This is a genomic window from Lachnospiraceae bacterium JLR.KK008 (genome assembly GCA_037015955.1).
GTDB lineage: Bacteria > Bacillota > Clostridia > Lachnospirales > Lachnospiraceae > VSOB01.
This window is the reverse complement of sequence record CP143548.1, coordinates 1,008,798-1,023,110: the sequence shown is the minus strand read 5'-3', so window position 1 is coordinate 1,023,110 and position 14,313 is coordinate 1,008,798. Positions and strand designations below refer to the sequence as shown.

At 43.9% G+C, this 14,313-nt stretch carries 10 protein-coding genes; 9 read left to right on the top strand and 1 reads right to left on the bottom strand.

Annotated features, from left to right (window positions below):
* Positions 1-498: 498 nt before the first annotated feature.
* Positions 499-924, bottom strand: coding sequence for a hypothetical protein (locus tag V1224_05135; protein ID WWR16819.1), 426 nt, complete (start codon positions 922-924; stop codon positions 499-501).
* A 391-nt stretch (positions 925-1,315) separates the two neighbouring features.
* On the opposite strand from V1224_05135, the gene V1224_05130 reads away from it, so the two are divergent.
* From V1224_05130 to V1224_05090, 9 genes are all read left to right on the top strand, one after another.
* On the top strand, positions 1,316-6,895 hold the full coding sequence (locus tag V1224_05130; protein ID WWR16818.1) for a hypothetical protein: 5,580 nt from the start codon (positions 1,316-1,318) through the stop codon (positions 6,893-6,895).
* A gap of 464 nt (positions 6,896-7,359) precedes the next feature.
* On the top strand, positions 7,360-7,617 hold the full coding sequence (locus V1224_05125) for a hypothetical protein (GenBank protein WWR16817.1): 258 nt from the start codon (positions 7,360-7,362) through the stop codon (positions 7,615-7,617).
* Between the two features lie 15 nt (positions 7,618-7,632).
* Complete coding sequence (locus tag V1224_05120; protein WWR16816.1) at positions 7,633-8,910, top strand: hypothetical protein; 1,278 nt, start codon at positions 7,633-7,635, stop codon at positions 8,908-8,910.
* On the top strand, positions 8,907-9,827 hold the full coding sequence (locus V1224_05115; protein WWR16815.1) for a hypothetical protein: 921 nt from the start codon (positions 8,907-8,909) through the stop codon (positions 9,825-9,827). Before V1224_05120 ends, V1224_05115 begins: the two co-directional genes overlap by 4 nt.
* Positions 9,824-11,500 (top strand): DUF5048 domain-containing protein, encoded by a 1,677-nt coding sequence (locus V1224_05110; GenBank protein WWR16814.1) that lies wholly within the window; start codon positions 9,824-9,826, stop codon positions 11,498-11,500. Before V1224_05115 ends, V1224_05110 begins: the two co-directional genes overlap by 4 nt.
* Positions 11,501-11,517: 17 nt before the next feature.
* Positions 11,518-11,739 (top strand): hypothetical protein, encoded by a 222-nt coding sequence (locus V1224_05105; protein ID WWR16813.1) that lies wholly within the window; start codon positions 11,518-11,520, stop codon positions 11,737-11,739.
* A gap of 15 nt (positions 11,740-11,754) precedes the next feature.
* Positions 11,755-13,521, top strand: coding sequence for a hypothetical protein (locus V1224_05100; GenBank protein WWR16812.1), 1,767 nt, complete (start codon positions 11,755-11,757; stop codon positions 13,519-13,521).
* A 22-nt stretch (positions 13,522-13,543) separates the two neighbouring features.
* Positions 13,544-13,888 carry a hypothetical protein gene (locus V1224_05095; GenBank protein ID WWR16811.1) on the top strand — a complete coding sequence of 115 codons (345 nt, stop codon included), beginning with the start codon at positions 13,544-13,546 and terminating at the stop codon, positions 13,886-13,888.
* Positions 13,885-14,310: a hypothetical protein gene (locus V1224_05090; GenBank protein WWR16810.1), complete on the top strand. Its 426-nt coding sequence runs from the start codon at positions 13,885-13,887 to the stop codon at positions 14,308-14,310. The genes V1224_05095 and V1224_05090 overlap by 4 nt, the downstream gene beginning before the upstream one ends.
* Positions 14,311-14,313 lie beyond the last annotated feature (3 nt).

Below are 14,313 nucleotides of genomic sequence, written 5' to 3'. Positions count from 1 at the left end.
TTTAACGCAAATTGTGCGAGGCTCAGTATATACCCCGTGACGAGGCGGGAATCCTTGTGTAAAACACTAAGAACCGTATAGAAATATATGGAAGGGTATATTAGAAAAATCAACTGCGACCGCTACATCGCAGACCTCTGATATGACTGTGTGTGAACTACGCAGTTTCCGGATATCGCAAGAACCGGACAAGGACAAGAACGGCTCATGTGACTCATCATTTAGCATGATGACCCAACTTGCAGAGAGGCGTACTGCTCTACCGGAGTAAGTGCCGCTCCCATCGGCCACCAAGAGGACGTAGGTATGAATGAATTGATACCCACGAAGGCATGGTCAACAGCCTGTCATTGAGCGTGACAGTGAAAAAGTTCACCGCAACTATGCGGCGCGTTAAAAATAGTGCGTTTTATTTTTATGCTACCGGATGACTTCCAAAAACATTCGTGACTGAAAATAGACATAATAATGATTGATAACTTCGTACATTATCAAAAATCACCACGTATATCCACAGTTTTTACACTCAAAACTCTTATTTATCTTTTTACTGAACATCCCCCACATAGCAATAGAAGCACCACGATTTATTGTGGATATTGGCTTGATATTCGTTGATTTACAGTGTGGGCATCTTGGCGTATTGTCAGTTTGTGCTTTACTACTCTTCTGCTGTTGAAGCTGAGTCTTAAACTGGGATATTTTTATATTGTACTCTATGATGTCGTTTTCTTTTAGATCGATCATGGCTTGAATGAAATCTTTATCAGTTGATATATCTTCAATTATTGAAAGTTCATCCCCTGATATATTTAATTCTTCTAATTCACCATTACAATTATTTGCCGTGTGTATTAAACTTTCTGGTCTACAGGCTCCCATTATCTCTTTACATTTTTTACATTGTTTAACAACAAAGTTCATAATTATCATCTCCATACCATTTGATATTTAATTGTATTGTACCATATGCAATTTATAATTGGAAGTTATAAAAGATAAAGCAGAACTCTTGCTCGCACAAGTTTCTGATGGGAAATTACAATTAGGTGGATTATTTGACGGACTAAAGGTTAAATTAGACAAATACGAAGAAATAATTGATCAATTTTCTAAGCTATCAATTACTGGCAATGAGAAATATACTAATTTAGCAACTGGTGAAATATATTGGGATAAAATCGCCAAATCCATAAAAGGCTGTGACGAAACCGCCCTTTCCTACTTCAAAAGCCTGGAGGACGGAAGCGGTACCATCAACAATCAGTCTGCATCAGTAGAAGGATTGGGTGCTTACCTAAAAAAAACTGGACAGATGTTCGACTTCGCCGCCATCAAAGCAACACTCCTTAACACAGCACTCAACGCGGGAATATTCCTCGTGGCATCCGTCGCAATCCAGGGTCTGGCAAAAGTACTCGACAACTACATCCACAAAGTGGAAAAAGCCAGAGAACGCACCACTGAACTATTCTCCGAATTCAAACAGAGGAACGATACGCTTGCCGATCACAGGAAAACCGTATCAGAACTGGCAGGCAGGTATGAGGAATTATCAAAAGGCGTAAACCTCTCAGACAATGAGAACCGTTCCTTATCCACAGAGGACTATGAAGAGTTTCTGAACATCAATGAACGGCTTGCCAGTTCCTTCCCAGAACTGGCAAAAGGCATTGATGAAAATGGTAATTCCATTCTTGCACTTGGCACAAAGGGTATTACTGCAAAAGAACAGCTAGAGGACCTCTTACAGACTGAAGAAGATTTAAACAACTTCAGGACTGCGCAGGGACTCGAAGAGACTTTTGAAGGCGTCTATACTTATGTTGAAGAAGCAAACGAAGCAACTGATAAATTAAACGGTTCTATCAGTGATTCCAGTAAAGCGATGGACAAGTTACAGGATATAGCTGAAAACGGAATTAATCTCACAGGCGAAAACAATCAATTACTTTTTGCCGGAAATACCAATAATCAGGCGGAACTTGATTACTGGTATTCTCTCACGGACTCTGTCAATGAATTCTGGCAGTCATTAGATGGACAAAGACGTGTTGAGTTAAGTGGACTTGGAATTGACAATTCAACCTTATTCCATTTTAATACGGACGATAATACTGGTGCCTTTGAGGTATATTCACAGGCTTACAATCTTTCACCAGACGAAAGAACGGCATTAGAAAACATTATTCAGGACAATGTTGGTGAGGTAAGCAGCGCACTCCTTGACTCTGTCAGTGATCAGAAACAGAGCCTGCAGGAGCAGATTCAGAAAGGAGAAAATGCCTGGGCAGATTTTATACCGCTTCTAATCTCTTCTATGAAGTCAAAATCAACGTTTCAGAATCTGGACCCTGATTTGCATGATATTGCCATACAGATTGTTGAAGGCCTCGATTACAGTTATGCCAGTGCCATGAAAGCATATGACCCCGATCCATATGCTTATATCAGGGATAAGTTCATTGTTCCGATGGGCAGACTTAATGATTCTGATAAACGGAAGCTGCAATCTAACTTTGAGGCATTATTCCTGTTAGACGCCGGGAATCTATCTCAGGACAACCAGACAAAAATTGAAAGATTTATCAACACGATTGCTGTTCTGCTGAAAAAAGATCCGTTTGAGATTCGTGTCGCGTTGGGATTCGATGTAGAAGATTCCCGGGACAGATATGAGAAAGCATTAAACGAAGCAAAACGTCAGCTTGGCGGTTATGGCCATGATGACAGAGGCTTTGAAGTCAACAATGCTGTTGGTTATCAACTTGATGACTTCTGGAATGAACATGTGGTAACTGAGGATGACTGGGTTTTATGGCAGAAGGTTACAGAAGGAATCACCGATTACACAGAAGCCGTAAATGCTTTTACAGAAGCAAAGAAAAATGCTGTTACTGCCGGCGTCAATGATAATAATCTTCCCCTCTCCGTCTCTTCTACCATCTCCCAGCTAACCACCCAGCTAATGCCCGCCTTCGATGCCCTGAAATCTGCTTATCAGAGCATCTTTACAGAAGACGGTTTTACCCTTGAAAACGTAGACTTATCCATGCTGGATTCCATCAAATCATCCATTGACGACCTGAATTCCATGGAAGGCGTGGATATAAGTGTTGATTATGCCTCCTTTGAGAACCTTGCAAGAGTGCTGACAGATACCGCTTCCACAGAAGATGACGTCCATGAAGCCATAGATTTATTCGCCACAGACATTGTATCCTCCTTAAATCCTGCCCTCTCGCAGTGCTCCGGGGAAGCGTACCTGATGATGCAGTCTCTTTTAGAATCCCTTGGCGTGATGAACAGCGAACAGGCCATGGCATCCGCCCTCGGTTATACGTATGAAGAGTATGCCGCCGCGAAAAAGGAATGCGCGGATGCGGGCTTCGATCTTGCCAATGCCACGGAAGAACAGATCGCTGATTTCATTCAGGAACAGGGCGGGGCGGAAAACTGCGGCGCGGCCCTTGCGACACTACAGTTAAAGAAGCTGCTTGTAAACTCTGCGTCCATCAGCACCCTATCCGATGTAAACCAGATCCTGTCCCTCGCAAAGGCGGCCGGTATCTCCGCCGATTCCCTGGTCACCCTTGCCAATGCAAAGGCACAGTTTGAGACGGCACAGGCCCAGTATAAGAAAGACGGCTCCAGAGAGTCACAGCAGGCTATGGCGCTTGCGGCCCGCGGCATGAAGGAAGCCAGCGGGAAAGTAAAGGAAGACATCTTAAACTATGAGCCCGTAGAGTTTGCTCCCAAAGGAAACGGCACAGGCAGTGGAGGCGGTGCTTCCCGCTCCCAGAAAGAGACGGCGGAAACCTTCGACTGGATTGCCAAAGCCATCGAGGCCATCGAAGATGACTTATCCCGCCTTGATAAAGCCGCTTCTTCCGCCTACGCTTCCGCCATTGAAAAGAACGAGGCCCTTTCCGAGAGCATCGGCAAGATTAACGAAGAGATCCTGCTCCAGCAGCAGGCCTATAAGCAGTACATGGCAAAAGCGGAGGCCGCGGGATTATCCGATGAATACAAAAACCTCGTCCAGAACGGCGGCGTTGCCATCGAGTCCATAACGGACGCTGACCTCAAGGAAGCGATCAAAACCTACGAACAGTGGTATGACAAGGCAGAGCAGGCGCAGCATCAGATCGACGAACTCCATGAGAAGGCAAAGGACAAACACGTGGCCGCCTATGAGTTAGAGGCCGGCGAGATCGAAAAGCTCCGGGAAAATCAGGTAATCACAGAGCGCGAATACCTGGGCGCCATGCAGGCGCTCTACGAGAAGTATTACGCCGGCCAGAGAGACTTTGCAGGCCAGGCAAAAGACGCGAAACTGAAATACTTACAGGAAGAAAAAAACTACTTAAATACTGTGGCAGAAGCCGCATCTTCCCTCCTTGATGACCAGATTGATGAGACAGAGGATGAAAAAGACAAGGCGCGGAAGGTCTACGAAGATGAGATCGCCAGAATCGAAGAATCCATTAAGGCAAAGGAGAAGGAAAAAGACGCCATCCAGTTAAAGATCGACGCCCTCAAAGACGAAGGGGATGAGCTTGACAGGCAGAAAAACCTCCTGGATGCCATCAAGAGTAAAGAAGAAGCTCTCTATGACTTAGAACGTGCTAAAAACCAAAGAAGCCAGATGCTCTATAAAGATGGGCAGATGGTATGGGATGTTGACGGCTCCAAAATAAAAGAAGCAAACCAAAACGTGGATGATGCACAGGCGGCTGTCGACAAAGCAGAGAGAGACATTCAGATTGCCGATTTGCAGGCGCAGATCGACCTGATCCAAGACGGGATCGACGCGCTCGAAGACCAGAAGACACAGCTGGAGGCGCTCGCCGACGAATCCGACGCCTTCTTTGACAAAAAGATCGCCGACATAGAAGCCTACCAAAGCAGGTGGAACGAAGCCTTTGACAGCAGGGAACGCTCCGCCGCCATGGAAAACCTCAAAGCCATGTTCGGGGAGGACGCCCCCGACCAGATCCTCGCCCACAGCGATGCGCTGTTATCCTCACTGGCGCAGTCCTGCATCGACACCCAGGCGGCCATCGACCTCGTGACAGCCGGCGCGGTCGGCGCGCTCACACAGCAGTGGGGAGAGCTTGCCGGAGTCTCCGTCTCTATGGACAACGCCATGCGCCTGTCCGGACTGTCCATGGACGAACTGACCGGGAAAGCCGGCCTGCTCGGCCTCGCCATCGGCCAGACCGCCGACTCCTCCAGGCAGATCGGGGAAGCGTTAAACGCGGCGGACACCACGGCTGCCAGCGAACAGTTCCACACTGCGGGCGCATCCGCACAGGAAATGCAGCAGCAGGTGGAAGGAGTTACCCAAACGCTGGATACGCTTACCTCCGAGGTCCAGAGCCTTTCCATCCCCGCCCTTGATACCCGGCAGTTCGCCGCCGCCCTTTCAGGGGAAGACGGAGCCGGCGGCATCCTCGGACAGTTACATGCCTTTATCGAGAGATTCCGCGGGATCTGCCTCGAGATCCCTTCTATCTGGAACGGCATGATCCAGTCCATAAGCGGACAGGAAACCGCTTCCGGACAGGCCACAGGCTGCGACGCCCTCTTCGCCCCTCTCCTGACTGCCATGGACACTGCAAAGACTGCCATCGACACGAAACTGACAGAATACGCGGGCGCATGGACCCAGTTTAACACCGACCTCGGGGCCATCATCGGCATCTCATCCGCAGAAAAGCCGGAAAAGAGAACCGGCGGAAAACTGGCCGACATCCTCGGCCCGTCGTCGGCAAATGCCTCCGCCTCCGGAAAAGAAAGCGCCGGCGACGGCACCATCGTCGGGACCATCACCGCCGGAGGACAGGCCGCCGCTGCCGCCTTAAACGAGGAATGGATTCCCGGCTTTGAGTCCTTCGCCTCTTCCATCGACGGCATCTGCGCCTCCGTATGCACCATGACCACGGACATGGCTAACGAAGTCATTGACATGGTAAACGCGGCCTTAAAAGCATTAAAGGAGCTGCAGGCTAAGAATACCAGCGCCTACAAGATCGACAAGGTAACAAGCGGCTATGCGGCCCATCCGGTCAGCGCTGCGAACGCATACGGCACGCTCTCTTCCCCTGACGGAAGCGGCGCCGTTGCCAGAGACCAGACCTCCCTTGTCAACGAACTGGGAAACGAGATGATCGCCCGCGGGGGAACGCTGTACGAGATCACCGGCGGTGCGCAGGAAGTACAGCTCAAAAAGGGAGACATCGTCTTCAACCACAGACAGACCGAAGAACTAAAGCGATACCACCGCGTCACCTCGGGCGGCGGCCGCGGGAAGCTGATCGGCGCCTTCGCCTCGGGAACGGCGGACGCCTCCTCCGTCAGCGTACTGGAGGGCAGTATCCGCGAGCTGTGGGACAGCGAGCAGTTCCAAAAGCTGCTGGATACGATCACCGGGCTGAAAACCGGACAGGATACGGTCATCGAACAAAACGATGGGCTGCTCAGGGACAGAGACGGCGCCGTCATGCTGGATAAAAACGGCAATCCCTATCCCAGAGGGAGCTTCCTCGGCTCTGACGGGCATGTATACACCCCGCTGCCCGACGACCATCCCGACATCTTGATGGGGAAACGGTTTGATGCGTATGTGCAGAGGATGGGCGGGCCGGAATTTCTCTCTGTCAATGCGATGGCCCGGCACGAACAGCAGATGGAGAGTATGCTGAGGCAGATCACCAATTCAACTGTTGTTACGAACAATCATATGCAACCGATCATTAACATGGGAGGCGTCACGATCACCTGCCCCGGCGTGACCGACCAACAGGTAATGAAACAGGTAGGAATCGCACTGGAACATGAATTTACCGGACTGGCGATGAAGGCATACCAGAAAAGTATGATTAGCAGGTAAGGGAACAAAAGGTATTTACGAAACGCAATCAATTCTTCCACAAAAACAAAGAAAGGCATTTGACCGCCATGGAGATGAGACTGTAAAACCATGGAAGCCTTTGCGGAACATGGCTTTTGTATTCACAGGCTCATCGAAATGTCCGGCGTGTCTGACTTTCATGTTTTTGCGGAAGAAAAAGCCTGCTTTTCTTTTTGGTTTCGTCACGCTGCACAAATGATTTGAGGAACGCGATATACGAAGGATATTAGAATTTCTTACTGTTCTGTCATCTCCCGGCAATTTTCGGACAGGGATGTCCGAAAAAGGCTGATCTGAGCCCGGATGGCGAATATCAGCCGATTGCCTCGCAGATCAGTTACCCTCGTCAGAACAGTTAGAAATTCTTATGTCCGCAGTCTTTGAGCGGAAGCAAATCATTTGTGCAGCGTGACAGGCAAAAACAAAAGGAAAGGAAATAACCTATGGATTTACAGGAAGAACTCATCAATTCTATCAGAATCACGCTGGATAAGGCATTGGCAAACCATGCAAAAAATACGGAGATTGCCACTGTTGTAACCGCCATATCTTCTGGTCAATATCAGGTGAAGATAGACGGAAACGACTATTGGGTGAAGGACGGCGTAAATATCCATCCGACGGTAGGAACCGCCGTATGGGTAAAGACCCCAAATGGAAAACACAGCATGAATGAAGCATACATATGTGCGAAAAGGTAGCACAAAAACGGCAGAATGGAGGTGGCGAATATAGCAAAACCAATTATTAATAAAATCATACCATTTGATGCGACAAAAGATTATACCCTGTCTATGTCATATATCGGAAATATGCCTTATCGTAACCGTGTGATCATATATGATGCAAAAACATTTTCTCCGGTATACGATCACACAACTTCCGGTAATCACTCTCTGCTTTCCTTAGAGCATACAATACCGGCAAATACATTGACAAACGGCAAAAAATATGCCGTACAGGGTCAGGTCATGGACTCATCCGGGGCAGAGAGCGCCTTATCAGATAAGTCATATTTCTGGACGGCTTCCACTCCCCTGTTCTATTTCCAGAACATAAATGAAGGCGACACTGTTACTACCGCTTCCTTATATGCGGAACTGGTATACGATCAGCCGGAATGGGAAGATATTGCAGAGTTCAGATTTCAATTATATGACGAAGTGCAGCGCTTATTGACGGAAAGTGAAATTTTTTACACGACAGATACTATGAATTATGCGTTCCGAGGCTTTGAAAACGAGACGTTCTATCAAATCCGCGCCGTAGGAATGACCGTTAATGGCATCGCCCTTGATACAGGCTATATAAAAATATATGTAAAATATAAAAACCCTTCTGACTTTTCAAATATATATGCAAAATGCAACGCTAATAACAGTGTTGTTACTTACGCGACAAATTTTACGGTTATCAATCCCAGCCAGTCTGATATTCCCGGATATGACGATCAGTATAAATACAATAACAGCTTCATAAATCTGATTGGAAAAACGCTTGTCTATGACAGAGATTTTATCATCGACGGCGACTTTACCATGTCGATCCGCGGGACAAACATGTACAGAAACACTACAATTCTCAAATGTTCGAATGCAAATTATGGCTTTACCGTATCCTCATACATTTATGACGATAGACGGATGCGGTATAAACTGACTGTGCCAAACGGAATATGCAGCTATATCCTATATTCTGATCCCGTTATGCCAGACGCAAGTGATATTGTAACGGTACATATCCGCAGAATCAATCATATATACCAGTTAGTATGCTTTGTTGATACAGAATACGAAGAAAAACATAATATGTGGTGGGGTGACAGGCGGCCGACAAACAGCAGTTTAGCCTTATATGACATTTGGATACAAAATGGGGAGACAGGAGTTACGCGTATAGATAAAGATCATGTGACTGTATTTTATATGCCGGATCAACCGGAATATTTAGCGGAAAATAAATACGATATATGGATTGGAGATGAACAGATATGATATTTTTGGGTAGTATGTTCTGTGCAGATATTATGTCTGTTCCATGTACCCCTACAGATATGAATAATATAGTAAAGGCAGACTTATCGGACGGGGAATATGATGATCTGCGCGTATCACAAAATGTGACAGACGAACTGAAAGTAACGATACCGCAAGAATGGGACTGGGACACTATTTTACATGCAAAATTTAATGGCAATACATGCGCCGGTAATGTGAATTGGAGACTTGATACGGTATCACATTTGATTATCAAACGTAAAAAGGCAGGCGATTTTAAGTGGATCACACTTGAGACACACAAAGTTGAAACGATTGCCGATTTCAACATAAAAAATATTGATATAACTGCAAGACCAGACTATGCGTATCAATATGCCGCTGTTCCAATCATAAATGGCAGAGAAGGATTTTATTTTACCTGCAATGTAGAAGTAAAATCAAATTCTTTGATGATAGCCGATCAGGATGAAGTATGGAACACAAATTTAAGTGATAACTATCTGGACAACACTTCTATCGTCCCGCAACAGACCGTCACGACTATGTATGACAAGTATCCAACGATTGTCCGAAATACAGAAGCAAATTATGAGGAAATTACTGTGAATGCACAATTCTTTCCAACAGCTGATAATGGGTGCGAATACATACTGGATGATGACCAGCGCCGGATTAACTATAACAATGCGGCAAAATTATTTTTAAGAAACGGGAAACCGAAAATATTAAAAAGCGTTGACGGCAATCTATGGCTCGTATACGTTACTACTCCCCCGTCAGATACGGCAGTCGATGATTACAGGAACAGAAAAATAACCTTTACCTGTACGGAAGTAGGCGATCCGGAGCGGGAAAGAGATCTTTACGATGCAGGGTTCATTACTGCTACTGAGGAATGGTGGAACAGATGATGCAGGTAAATACAAGAGACTTAAAAATAATCGCTCAAAATATACTGGATATTCGAATAAAAATAGACGTCTATGACGAGCAAAATGGAGAACATCTTGATACTTTGGAGTGTGGGCTTATCAACGGTTCCTCAAGTATTGACGCCGAATCGGATGTCAGACGTAGTTTTTCCGCTACTGCTGTTCCGTTAAAAAACAGATATTTGGCAGTAGATAAAGACGGTATTATATGGCCCAATCGGATCATCAAAATACAGATTGGAATACAAGATAACATATGGAATCAGTGGCGCTGGTACAGACAGGGAACCTATGTATTTTCCAATACTACCGCAAACTATGACTCTGCCAGCAATCAGATCAGCATGAGCTGTTCCGATCTGATGACGAAACTTGACGGAACAAAAAGTGGACAGTTAGGAGCTCTGACAATAAAGTTCCCGGCATATGAAGCGGACCCTGCGACAGGGCAGATCGTCAAATATAATTCCATACGTGACGCAATCATTACCACCCTGACACGGCTCGGGAAAGTCACGGAATATGAAATCGACGAAATCGGCGAGTTCAAGGGAATGCCCGCTTACAATGCGGACTACCTGGAATATCGGGAACAGTCAAAAGTACAGGTAAAAGACGGCACTTATATGGAAACATGGAACGCGCTGCCCTGCGATCAGGAATTTACCGCAGGATGCAGCGTTCTTTCTATTTTGACAACATTCCGTGACTTATACCCGAATTATGAAATGTATTTTGACGAAGACGGCGTATTTGTATGCAAAATGATTCCGGGTTGTTACGAAGATATGATTACATTTGACAACTCTTTCTTTTCAAAAATCTTAATATCTGAGAATACAACGATTGATTTAACCAAAGTAAGAAATATTTGCGAAGTATGGGGACGATCCTTAGATGCAGACTATTATACGGAAGACTGTGCTTATACTGGAAATTGTCTTACTTGTCATGTTGATTCTTATGATAAGTACAAAAGTGGTGATATGGTTGCAGTAAAAGTTCCTTCTTCAAACGATGCCGGATGCCAGTTAAATATAAACGAGCTCGGTGAGATCAATATAATAGACGAAAATACGGAGGAACCGATAGCGCCAAATGTTTTCGAAGCGGGATCAACATATGTCTTCAAACTGAAAACAAAACGTGTAAATAATGATACGGTTACTTATGCCTATTATCTCGGACAATGGCAGGCACACGGGATCAATGTACTCACAAACGGTTTTATCAGTGATATGGATTATACAACACAGGACGGCAAGGTTGTAAAAGTATTTTCCAAAGAGTATTTTCAATCGGTCTATCACTGTGACAGCGTTGATTTCACAGTGATACCGGACAGTCCCTTTACAGTACAGGAACTGGGTGAAATTTTAGACGTAAAACAAGGTGGCGAGTATGAAAATATCACTTCCGACTCTCTCGCTCTCTCCCGCGCCGAATATGAAAACTGGAAAAACTGCAGATTGCCAGACTCCATCACGATCACCACAAAGCTGTGCCCGTTCGCCGATGTAAACATAAAAGTAAGTTACCGGAGAAGTGATCAAAGGGAAACACATCAATATATCGTCAAGTCAGTCGCACATGATTTAAGCGGCGGCACTACCACCTGGCAGTTAATGAAATTTTATGATTTGTACTTGTGAGAATGAGGTGATTATTATTGAAAAGTACAACGAATTATCAATTAAACAAACCAGAGGCAAATGAGAAAGTCAATATCGATTTGTTAAATGAGAACATGGATATTGTTGACCGGAATTTAAATGATCTGGCAAGCACAATCGCTCCGATCAATTCCAAGGTTGGTATCATTGAGGAATTAATCGGAGACGGATTTGAATCGGTCACAGAAGAAGAAATCCATGGATTATTTGCGCAATAACAGGAGGTCGTACGGATGAAAGAAAAAATAGTAAATCTGTCAGCGATTCAACATTTTAAAAATAAACTGCTGGCACTGATACCTACGAAAACAAGTCAGCTCATAAATGACAGTGATTTTAAAACAACAGATACAGATACTTGGAAAGAAAATAGTAACTCTAATGAAGGATATGTTGCTGCCGGTAATGGACAGGCAAACAAAGTCTGGAAGACTGATGCCAACGGGAATCCTGGATGGCGAGATGAGATTTGTGGTATAGAACCTTCTAACATGATCACTTTTTCAGCAAAATATGAAAATTCAGTTGTAAAAATTAATGCAGAGCTTCCAAACGATACTGTCGTTAATGAGCAGACACTATGTACTGTGGCAGGAGCCACCATCAGGAGAAGTACTGACGGCTATCCTAATGATGAATATAGTGGTGATTTAATTGCTGACATTACCGAAAACCAAGAAATCATTGATGAAAATGTAATTACTGGAACTACTTATTATTATGCTGCTTTTCCCTATACAGTACAAGGCGTATATAACCGAAATAAAGCAAACCGTGTAAAAGTTGCTCCTGCAAGGGATTACTATCTATTTGGTTATGATTTGATGAAAGATGTCGATGATCCTGATGCACGTGTCATATATCCGTCCGATGTAGATAACGCCAATTTTACACCTGCTTGCATGAATTTCGATTCAGATCAATTTGATTATGGTGGATGGTCTATTGCACCAGGAGAAAAATTTATGCCCAGACCATGTATGTTAAAATGTGACTGTACAGTCGCAGAATATTTAGATCTGGATGATTACACCAGAACAATAGATGGTGTAAATTCACATGTTGCTGATGTAACCTTCGGGGCGAATGCAATGATGGAATGGCCAAAAATTTATACGAAAAGATGGACTGAGAACGGTATTTACCATTTCAGGTGTTCAGATGTAAAGATTGATCAAGAATATGATTGCTGGTGTAATTATGACAAAAATAATAATGTCATTGATCATTTCTATACTCCAATATACTTTGGCGGATTAATATATAATGCACAAAATCAATCTTTAAATAAGTTATGTTCTATCTCTGGTAAGTCTAATTATTATAATATCACTACAGAAGCTGGTATCAATTATGCAGTAAAAAATGGTGATGGATGGTATATAGAGTTCCTATCTGACAGGCTTTTAATTCAGGATTTACTAGTAATGATGGCAAAAAATACAAATACGCAGGAAGTATATGGAATGGGAAGGACTGTTCAAAATGATTATTCATCAATAGGCCAAGGAACAATGAATGATAAAGGATTGTTTTGGGGTACCAGAGATACGAGTTATGGTGTTAAAGTATTTGGAATGGAGAATTGGTGGGGAAATATTGGACGCAGAACTGCCGGATGGATTAATAATAATGGAACACAAAAAATCAAGATTACCTGGGGGACTCATGACGGGTCAACATCTTCTAATTTTAATTTAGACGGTAATGGATATATCGTTGTAAATGGAGCAAACCCGGAAGGGACATCTGGCGGTATAATAACCGATACTGTTGATTTAAAATTTGGGCGAATTCCTTATAAAACAAATGGTTCTACAACATCAAAAGAATGTGATGCATTGTATTATAACAATAACAAAGTATCCTATGCTATTTTAGGTGGCGCATCTGGAGAGAATTACCTGTCTGGTGCATTCGAAACGAATTTACAAATTGCGCATAATCTTTCAAGTCAAGCATTTTCAGTAGCACTTTCTTGTAAACCACCACATAAATAAGTTTTTAAAGGAGCAAAATAAAATGGCACATTACACAAACGAATACAGCAGCTTCCCACATGAACTCATGTCGCTACATCATTTTAAAGATGTTGATGATTCCATCGGATCTTTAGTAAATCAGATAAAAATCTTACAGGCGCAGAGAAAGTACGATAAAGTAAGCGATATTATCCAGGAAAGCAAAGATATGCTCAGTCAATATTGCCTTGGAGCTGAACATATTAACAGGTTAGATGAAGAGATAAGAAATCTGGAAATATATGCAGTTTCTAAAAAACAAAGTATCTATTACCTGGAAGAAGAGCCGGAATGGGCAACAACCTTTGACGTTTGGATAGGAGGTAGAGAAAATATATTAATATGAAAAATACTGAAACAAAATTTCCGCAATATGTCGATGACAGAATCTTTTTTCAAGACATAAATCTCACCCAGACACAAACAATGAAACAGTACAATTTACTGTTAAACGCAAAAAATTATACAAAGGCTTCCGAATTTTTAAATGATTCGGAAGTCTTTTTTTATGGAGCATGGCTGCTTAACCTGTTCGAAAAACGTTTACACGCAATCTATGATTATTTGGCTGATCTCCCACCCAAAGAACCGCTTGTTACATATCAGCCTTTCCAGTCTGCGTCCCCCGGAGACGGAACACATTGGGTCTCTTCTGAAACAGATAAAGATAACGGGAATGGCACATGGCAGGCAGCATCAAATCATACATGGAATCAAATATCAGATTATACATGGGAAGAAATAAAAAAACAAAACGGAGGTATTTAGGAA

Coding starts and splice junctions, on each gene's coding strand:
- V1224_05135 (WWR16819.1), bottom strand. CDS start 924: ATGAACTTTGTTGTTAAACAATGTAAAAAATGTAAAGAGATAATGGGA.
- V1224_05095 (WWR16811.1), top strand. CDS start 13,544: ATGGCACATTACACAAACGAATACAGCAGCTTCCCACATGAACTCATG.
- V1224_05110 (WWR16814.1), top strand. CDS start 9,824: ATGATGCAGGTAAATACAAGAGACTTAAAAATAATCGCTCAAAATATA.
- V1224_05100 (WWR16812.1), top strand. CDS start 11,755: ATGAAAGAAAAAATAGTAAATCTGTCAGCGATTCAACATTTTAAAAAT.
- V1224_05090 (WWR16810.1), top strand. CDS start 13,885: ATGAAAAATACTGAAACAAAATTTCCGCAATATGTCGATGACAGAATC.
- V1224_05120 (WWR16816.1), top strand. CDS start 7,633: ATGGAGGTGGCGAATATAGCAAAACCAATTATTAATAAAATCATACCA.
- V1224_05125 (WWR16817.1), top strand. CDS start 7,360: ATGGATTTACAGGAAGAACTCATCAATTCTATCAGAATCACGCTGGAT.
- V1224_05115 (WWR16815.1), top strand. CDS start 8,907: ATGATATTTTTGGGTAGTATGTTCTGTGCAGATATTATGTCTGTTCCA.
- V1224_05130 (WWR16818.1), top strand. CDS start 1,316: ATGTTCGACTTCGCCGCCATCAAAGCAACACTCCTTAACACAGCACTC.